The 8,094-nt window shown below is 61.0% G+C and carries 4 protein-coding genes; 2 read left to right on the top strand and 2 right to left on the bottom strand.

The annotated features are described in order from the left end of the window. The first annotated feature begins 196 nt into the window (after window positions 1–196). Window positions 197–1,675 (top strand): hypothetical protein, encoded by a 1,479-nt coding sequence (locus NDB2M1_RS17895; protein WP_143146829.1) that lies wholly within the window; start codon window positions 197–199, stop codon window positions 1,673–1,675. Continuing rightward, on the top strand, window positions 1,668–4,340 hold the full coding sequence (locus NDB2M1_RS17890; RefSeq protein WP_083554964.1) for a DEAD/DEAH box helicase: 2,673 nt from the start codon (window positions 1,668–1,670) through the stop codon (window positions 4,338–4,340). The genes NDB2M1_RS17895 and NDB2M1_RS17890 overlap by 8 nt, the downstream gene beginning before the upstream one ends. A 117-nt stretch (window positions 4,341–4,457) precedes the next feature. Here NDB2M1_RS17890 and NDB2M1_RS17885 read toward each other — a convergent pair whose 3' ends face one another. Together NDB2M1_RS17885 and mobF are read right to left on the bottom strand one after the other, a co-directional pair. Further along, window positions 4,458–4,667: a hypothetical protein gene (locus tag NDB2M1_RS17885; RefSeq protein ID WP_072384193.1), complete on the bottom strand. Its 210-nt coding sequence runs from the start codon at window positions 4,665–4,667 to the stop codon at window positions 4,458–4,460. Between the two features lie 400 nt (window positions 4,668–5,067). After that, window positions 5,068–8,094: a MobF family relaxase gene (gene mobF, locus NDB2M1_RS17880; protein ID WP_072384192.1), complete on the bottom strand. Its 3,027-nt coding sequence runs from the start codon at window positions 8,092–8,094 to the stop codon at window positions 5,068–5,070.

Raw genomic sequence — 8,094 nt, 5'->3', positions numbered from 1 at the left:
TGACGCTGGAAACCCTCGGCTCGGTGAGCCATAACCCCATTGTCAGCCTGCCAGCTCTGGCTGCCTGACCCGAACCTGATCCTACTGCGGATCGACGGTTCCTACACCACCCCGTGGGACACGACCAAGCCTCATTGGCAAGGACACGGCAGATCTACTGTCGAGGCTGGGTTTGCCTCGGGGCAAGGCTCTCGACTTGCCGACACTCGTCGAGCTTGCCACTGGCGACAGTGGTATAGACGCCGATTTGGCAGGACGCTTATCCCTGGTGATCGATGAAGCACTGAGGGCAGCCACCTCCAAAGAGGAGGATGAAGCGTTGCGCCGCGTTCTGCGCGAGCGGAAGTGGCGGGCAGAAGATGGCTCCTGGCAGCCGATCCGTGTGCTGGCGTTTCCGCAAAGCGATGATCCCGATGAGCGCGCCCGTGCCGACTTTGCACCCCCCGCCGGCAGATTGGCAGCTGATTATTGCGACGCTGCTCTGGAGCTGGCCCAGTTTGCCGATCAACGGTCCGGGGGACACCTCGATGTTCTGCAAGAATGGGCCAGGACGGCAAATTCGAATGATGCACGACGTCTGTCTTTCCTGCGCTATCTCGCCACTCGAACAAGGCCCGAAACCGTGCCAGTGCTAGCAAAGGCGGCTGATTGGCTGCCGCCGGCGGCTGAATTGCAGGCATCACCACTGCTCGACGGTTTGGATCAGACAGACCGTAACCTGTTGCTACTCAAGCTGGGCTGCGTCCTCTTTTCTGAGCAGGCTCCGCCACGTACTGACGATTTCAGGCCTGACGCCGCAACCGTCCTATTGGCAATTGCTGAATGGTGGCAGGCCGAGCGCGAGACGCTCATCCCTGCCTACGAGCGGAGCGTCTATCCAACCGAAGGCTTTGCTTTTGGGAGCCTTAACGATGACAGCGACGAAACCTGGTTCACCCTGCTGGCTCTGGCGACATTCCAGACCCTGGGACGGATAAAGCCGGACCAATCCCGACACTTCGTTACGCACGCCATGAACGAGGGCTGGTGGCATCAGCTATCGACAATCAATCCGGACGCAGACAACCTCGACCCGTTCGTGGAGCGATTGCGGGCGTGGAGTGAGCCGGACGCCCGTGAAGACTACATGATCTGGCGGCGATGCCTGACTGATCTTTGTCTGATTGCCCGGCATCTGGACGATTATCGCACCCTATTCAGGAGGCTACCGGGCATCATCCGACAAGATGGCCCTGTCAGCATCGGCAACCTCCTGCGCCCGGCCTTTTCGGTCGCTGCAAGCCGAATTGGTGTTTTCGCTCCCCCCCTCGCGCGCTCGCTCGGAATCGGTGCGAACTGGATCGTACGCGAACTCGCGCGAAAGGGCGTTTACTCGCAGGCTCAAGCTGATCTTGTCCTACCCTATGGCTGGAGCACGGCAGACCGAGTTCGCAAACTGGCTCAGCGGATTGGCCTTGGCACGTTTGAACATGGGGTCGATGCAGGGCGAAACCTCCACAAGGCAGTCGAGAATCTAATCGGAGAGGACGCAGCCTTCGCTGGTGACGGTGACCTTCCTTTGCACATCATTACACTCGCCAAGCACCGCGACATATTGAACGCCATTCTCTACGATGCTGACGGCGATGGATGGACTGCCGACGACCTCGACGAGGACAGGAGCGACGATGCCTGAGCCCCTTTCTCCCAACGCACCGGTCAGCCACCCCAAGCATGGCGCTGGACATGTCCTCGCCGACATGGGCGAATTCGCCCTCGTCCGCTTCGGAGCTGCGATTCAGCAAGTGCCGCGCGAGGAGCTGGCGAGCGTGCGATCGCTGGAACAAGCGCTTGCGACCGGCACGCTTGACCCCAGCAGCGACGCGCTTTTGCGAGCGAGCGCGTTAGCAATCCGATCAGTGAACGATCAATGGGGCGTGTTCTCCCGGTCACGTGTTCAACTGCTGCCGCACCAGCTCTGGGTCTGCCATAGAGTCAATCGTAGCTATCCCTTCCGTTGGCTGGTCGCTGACGATGTGGGACTTGGCAAGACGATTGAGGCCGGGCTTGTACTGATGCCTTTGGTCGCCCGAGCACAGGTGCGCCGCCTCCTGATCTTGGCCCCGGCTAAACTTGTGCCGCAGTGGCAGAAGCGCCTGCGGACCATGTTCGATATCCGACTGCAGGTTTACGACCGGGCCGTCGACACTGGGCAGGTCGACTTTTGGGATACGGCCAATATGGTCGTCGCGTCGATCCATACTTTACGTCGGGAAATCGCCGAAGACCGTGAAGGCACAAGCCGGTTCCTCGCGGCTGATCCCTGGGACGCAGTAGTGGTGGACGAGGCGCACCACCTCAATGCCGACGAACGTACCGGTGAAACACTTTCATTCCAACTGCTACGCGCCATGGAAGAGCGGCGCCGGATTGGCTCTCTCTTGCTCTTCACGGGTACCCCGCACCGGGGCAAGGATCATGGATTCCTGTCGCTACTAAGCCTTCTCGACCGCGAAATCTTCGGCCCCGAACGCGATCCCGACGAACAACTGGCCCGGTTGCCAGAGTACATGATCCGAAACAACAAGGCGACGGTCACAGATCTCAGTGGCAATCGCTTGTTCACACCGATCACGGTGGACTCGCGTGAATATGCTTTCAGCGCGGAGGAGCGGGCGTTTTATGACACGCTTAGCGCGTTTATCATTGATGGGCGCGCCTATGCCTCCACGCTCGGGGCTCGCGCACAATCACAACGGATGCTGCTCCTCATCGCTCTGCAGAAGCTGGCGGCAAGCTCGATTGCGGCAATCCGCAGTGCCTTGGCCAAGCGGCGGGCAAGACTGTCCGAAATGGCGGAGTCGATGCGCCCGCCTACCGCGATGATATCCGAATCCGACGAGGACGACACGCTCGATGACCGCGCGCGCGCGGACGAAGAAGCCTGGGGCAGGATGCTGGCCGAATTGATGGACGATGAAGTCGCGCGCCTCGACGAGCTGCTCGAACTGGCCGAGCCGATCCGACAGGAACGCAAAATCGACCGACTGGTTGAGCTGATCGAAAACGAACTTCCGCCACGCGAACCCGTGCTGCTCTTCACCGAGTACAAGGCTACGCAGGCTATGGTGGTGGACGCACTCCACGCTCGCTTCGGACATGGTTGCTGCGCCTTCATCAACGGGGACGAGCGGCTCGACGACCTCGCTCGCGAAGACGGCACACGGGGGCCAAAAAGCTGGGCACGCGATGTGGCCGCCGACGCGTTCAACGGCGGTAAAGTGCGTTTCCTCGTGTCAACAGAAGCGGCCGGCGAAGGGATCGACTTGCAGGAGCGCTGCGCCACGCTGATCCATGTCGACATGCCTTGGAATCCGATGCGCCTGCATCAGCGAGTGGGGCGATTGTCGCGTTATGGCCAAACCCGGCCTGTTCAGGTTTATATTCTGCGCAACCCCGACACGGTCGAAGCCCGCATTTGGGACCTGCTCAACACCAAGCTTGAACGCATTCAGCGTACGCTCGACGTGGCGATGGATGAGCGGGAAGACATCAGCCAGCTGGTGATCGGCATGACGGGGCCTGGCGCCTTCGAGCAGCTTTTTGCAGAGGGGCAAGCACGTCCGCGCGAAAGTCTTGATCAGTGGTTCAATCGCGAAAGTGCAACTATCGGTGGAGAGGATCTGGTCCGAAAGGTCAAGTCTATGCTCGGCAACGTGGCGCGCTTCGACTTTGCTTCGGTTGGCCGCAATCTACCACAAGTCGATCTACCGGATCTCGAACGCTTCTTCATCATGATGATGGAACACCAAGGCCGTCGAGTGCTGCGCCGTGACGAAGGGTTCGAAGTGATTGCGCCCGAACCTTGGGTCGATGAAGACTATGCTATGCAGCCACGCTACAAGGGGTTGATGTTTGATCGTCATGCGAAGTTAGGCGCGGCGGAAGGACCGACCCGTCTTCTGGGCGTTGGTCACGTACTCTTTGATCGGGCTCTCAAAGAGGGAGAACGAACCGAAGCATGCCTCGCCACTTGCGCTCGACTAGATCGCCCTCTGTTGATTGCGTCCGTCGAAGATCAGGTGACTGGCCAGGACCAGTCGATTACGCGGATTGTCATCGCAGCCTTCAAGGATGAGACAGGGACAATCCAGGTGCTCCGCGATTGGGAGCTCTTAAAGCTGCTCAATAGCCTGGGGCGCAGTGACACAACAGTGCCTCCCGCCATAGAGGGCCACGCGCTGCGTGAGCTTGAAGGCGGCCTGCTCGCCGTGATGACAGAAAGAGTGCCGCAAATCGCGGACATGATGAGCCGCCCAGGTCTGCGGAGCGAAATCATGCTGCTGCCTGAATACAGCTAGGTCACATAGGAGGCTTCCGGCACTTACCGTCGATGTCTGGACTAGAACGAAGCTACCGATTGCACGTCATGAGCGGTTTCACCTGATAGGTTGAGACTGGCCGTATCTCAGCGAACTTCACCGCCAGAAGCCGTCCTGCCTTTGCCCGTACCGGTTGTCGTAGTCTTCGCGCTGGTCGTAGGCGCTCTTGCGAATACCCACCTCGACCCGCTGACCGCCGGCATTGCGGATGTGGAGATCGCGCAGATCAATCTTGTTGCGCAGCGCCCAGTCCTTCGCCTCGCGCTCGCTGCCGAAGGTTCCGGCATCTTCGTAATCGAATGCCATTTCATGCTCTCCTTGATGTGTTGATTGACGGTCTGGAAGATTGGATGCGCAGGATCATGCCGATTGCCTCTGGGGCCTGGCCGATCGGGTAGTGGCTGATTGGCGAGCCCTGAGCCGTGAAGGGTGCAGCCGCACTATTTTCCGGAAGACTGTTGCGCACGCAGCCGCCAGCGATCCGGCAACCACTGAGGCCAGGATGGCCAAACCGAGCGCAACCCATTCCGGTCCGGGGAAAGGGCCAGGCTGGACCCCAACCGGCTCAGCGACGCCGGGAGCACAAACCCCTGTTGCCTTGGTGAACCCTTCCGTTACCGGATGCGAAACGAGAGAAATTGGCTCACTTGCAGAACCTGATTCCGCACCGGACATCGCTGGATCTCGTCGTAGCATGACTCTTCTCCTATCGGCTGCGTTCGATGCTGCGTTCGGGCAGGTCGATCTGAGGTACTGACCGCAGGCTGTCCCTTGCCACATTGGGAAGCGGCGCGAGGCTGTCGCCACCGGCGCGCAGGTGTTCGGGGATCTTCGGGCTGAATTCAGCGGACGTACGCTTTCCCTTGCCCTCATCGACCTGCTTCTCGCCAAGGGTCTCTAGCGCGCTTGTCTTGTCGCCGGGGTTGCGCTCAATCTGACTGAGCAGACGGTCCTTGTCGTTGGTGACGATCGTGATGTCGTCACGCACGCGGGTCATCATCACAAGTGCAAGGCGCTGGTTGGAAAGGTTGCGAGCGGCCGAGTGCATCTCGCCGATCGCCATGTCACGGGTATCGCCCTGCGCCTGATGCATGTTCAGCGCATAGGCGAGACCCATGCGCTCGAGCATCCGGTCGTTCTGCTTGAGCTCGATGGTGTCGCCTTGGCGGTTCTCGACCGTTACGACCCCGTCCTTGATCATCAGAATCCGGGCCTCTTCGGACTTCATCAGGCCGCGAGCGGTGTCCTTTTCGTTCCAGCGGACCTTGTCACCTTCGTAGATCGTCTCCCGGTGCTTCTCTGAAAGTCGCAGGGCATCGCGCTTGTCAGCCGGGTCGATGCTGGAAGGGTCAAAGCGCTTCAGCTTTCCCTGTGCATCGCGCAGCACCACCCTCCCCTGACCATCGGTGCCTTCAACGTCATAGCGCCCGCACGCCAGCCCCCCCGGAGCGTTGGCACGCATGACCTCGAGAACCTGGCCCTTGTCGTAGGTGCTCGCATAGCGCAGCTCTTCGCGTGTCGCGTGGGCCGGTAGCAGTGTCGTCAGCTGTATGCCCTCGCCCTTCAGCGCTCCTTCGGCTTTCAGCCCCTCCTGCACCATCCGGTTGAGCGCGCCGCGTGCATCGCGCCCTGCAGAGTATATCGCTGTGCGCGCCCGATCTTCCGGCGACAGCGCTAGCCAGGTTTGCGCCGTGACCCGAAGATGATCATGCCCCGCCTCGATCACGCGCTCCCCAAGCGAAGCAAAGCTCTCCCTGAACTGGCCAGCCCTCGCAAGGCCGGCGGCTTCCTGCATGTGGGGTGTCCGCTGGCGCAGGCTGGTGTCGAGCCGGGCCATGGCCGGATTGTCCGCCTGGATGAGCGCAAAGGCTTTGCCCGCCTCGATCGAGAGCAGCTGCGCCTTGTCGCCCACCATAATGACCTTCTCGGCGCCGAGCCGGTTGGCGATGGTGAGAAGGTCGTTCATCGGCTTGTTGGCAACGAGCGAGGCTTCATCAAGGATGAGAACCTTGCCTGCGACCGCGTTGCGCGAGGCCTCGAACTGCGGCCCTGACCCATGGAGCGCACCGCGCAAATGCTGGTTGATGAACGAGGAGACCGTCTGCGCTGCGATCCCCGCTTGCAGCACTTCGCCGCCGCGACCGCGAAGCTGGGTATCGTTCCGGAGGTCGCTTACCATCTTGTTGGCAAAGGCAAGGCCGATCACCTCCCTGCCCTCCTGATGGGCGACGCTGGCGATAGCGGAAATGAGTGTCGTCTTGCCGGCGCCCGCGACCCCTTGGATCACCACCGTGCGGTCGTCACTCCCGAGCGCCAAGGTGCCAGCGGCGATCTGCTCAACGTTGAGTGGTTTGTCGCCGGCAGCCTCTCGCAGGCGTGCCGGGGCCTCGCCCATCGCAATCATGGCTGGACTGGCCCCCTTCCCTCGCGCCACGTTGTCGAGTGTCGAGCGCTCGATCATTCGGTGTTCGGGCGTGGTATACCGATCAGGCACGCCATCGATCCGGGTGCTTTTGCCTGCGAGCACCTGGCCGCCCTCCAGCAGCCGCTGCATTCGGGCTTCGACACCTTCGGCGGTTACGCCCTTGAGGCCAAGGTCCAGCGCGCTCTTGACGAGCTCGGCTCGCGTCCACGAGGTTTCTCGCTCACCAATCATGCGAATGGCCGAAGCGGTTGCCATCTCAGTGCGCAGCTGTGTTGGGGTCAGCAGGGTCCGCGCCAGGCCATTAGTCGTGAGTTCGTCAGCCGGACGCGTATAGATTCGGGCATTCGCGCGAATGTCGTTGATCGCCTCGCGCACGCGCTCGGCGGTGCCAAGCTTGGCTTCGGCCGACAGCTGCGAGCGCGACATAGCCTGTTCGGCAAGAGCCTTGGCGTCGAAGCCAAGACCTTCCGCGCGCCGCGCCCATTCTGCCTTGAGCGCCTGCTTGTCGTCGGGATTGAGCTTGGGATCGCGGGTCCGCTTGGTGATTTCGCGCATCGCTTCGGTTTCGGTCGGACTGCGACCCAACCGTTCCGCAGTCGCCAGAATGTCCTGTCGCCTCTGACTGAACGCATCGATCACGTCGCGCGGGACACCCTTGATCTCGAACTGCCCGTGCTTGCCGGTAATTTCTGTCTGGTATCCCAGCTTCTCGAGGTTGCTGCGCAGGGCTGCGTTGTAGATTGAGCCGAGGACCGAATTGTTCTTCCAGATCTCGCCGTTCCAGAGCGCTTTCCACTTGTTCGCCTTGTCCTGCGTCATCGCGGCGATCACGGCATGGGTGTGGTTCTGCGGGTCGAGCTTGCGGCTCGTATCGTGCTGGAAGAGCGCGTAGACGAGGTTGCCGGTCCTGACCGGCTCGCCATTGGCATTCCGGGAGTAGTCTCGCGCCTCGGCGAAGTGCTTTTCCAGATAGGCCATGACAGATTTGACCGCACTGGCTTGCGCCTCCAATACACGCTTATCGCCGCCAAGCTGGATCATCAGACTGGCCGATTTCGGCATCGAGAAAGTCAGGTCGATCCCGGCGCGCCGGTTGGCATTGGCATTGACAACGCTCCCGTCGGGAAGCTTGCCGTCGAGCAGCTTCTCGAAGTCATCCTTCGAGACTGGCCCCTTGAGCCCGAGCGCCTCAGCAACCTTCCCGCCCCACTCGCTGAGCTCAGCCGGGCCATCGCCAACATAGTAGTCATCCTTGGCGAAATAGTTGGCTGCGCCTCCAGCAGATCCCACTGATGCAACCGAGAGCAT

It is taken from the genome of Novosphingobium sp. NDB2Meth1, assembly GCF_900117425.1.
In the GTDB taxonomy this organism is placed as follows: Bacteria; Pseudomonadota; Alphaproteobacteria; order Sphingomonadales; family Sphingomonadaceae; genus Novosphingobium.
The sequence above is the reverse complement of the archived record's forward strand: the minus strand, read 5'-3'. Positions and strand labels throughout refer to the sequence as shown.

Coding starts and splice junctions, on each gene's coding strand:
- NDB2M1_RS17890 (WP_083554964.1), top strand. CDS start 1,668: ATGCCTGAGCCCCTTTCTCCCAACGCACCGGTCAGCCACCCCAAGCAT.
- NDB2M1_RS17885 (WP_072384193.1), bottom strand. CDS start 4,667: ATGGCATTCGATTACGAAGATGCCGGAACCTTCGGCAGCGAGCGCGAG.
- mobF (WP_072384192.1), bottom strand. CDS start 8,094: ATGCTCTCGGTTGCATCAGTGGGATCTGCTGGAGGCGCAGCCAACTAT.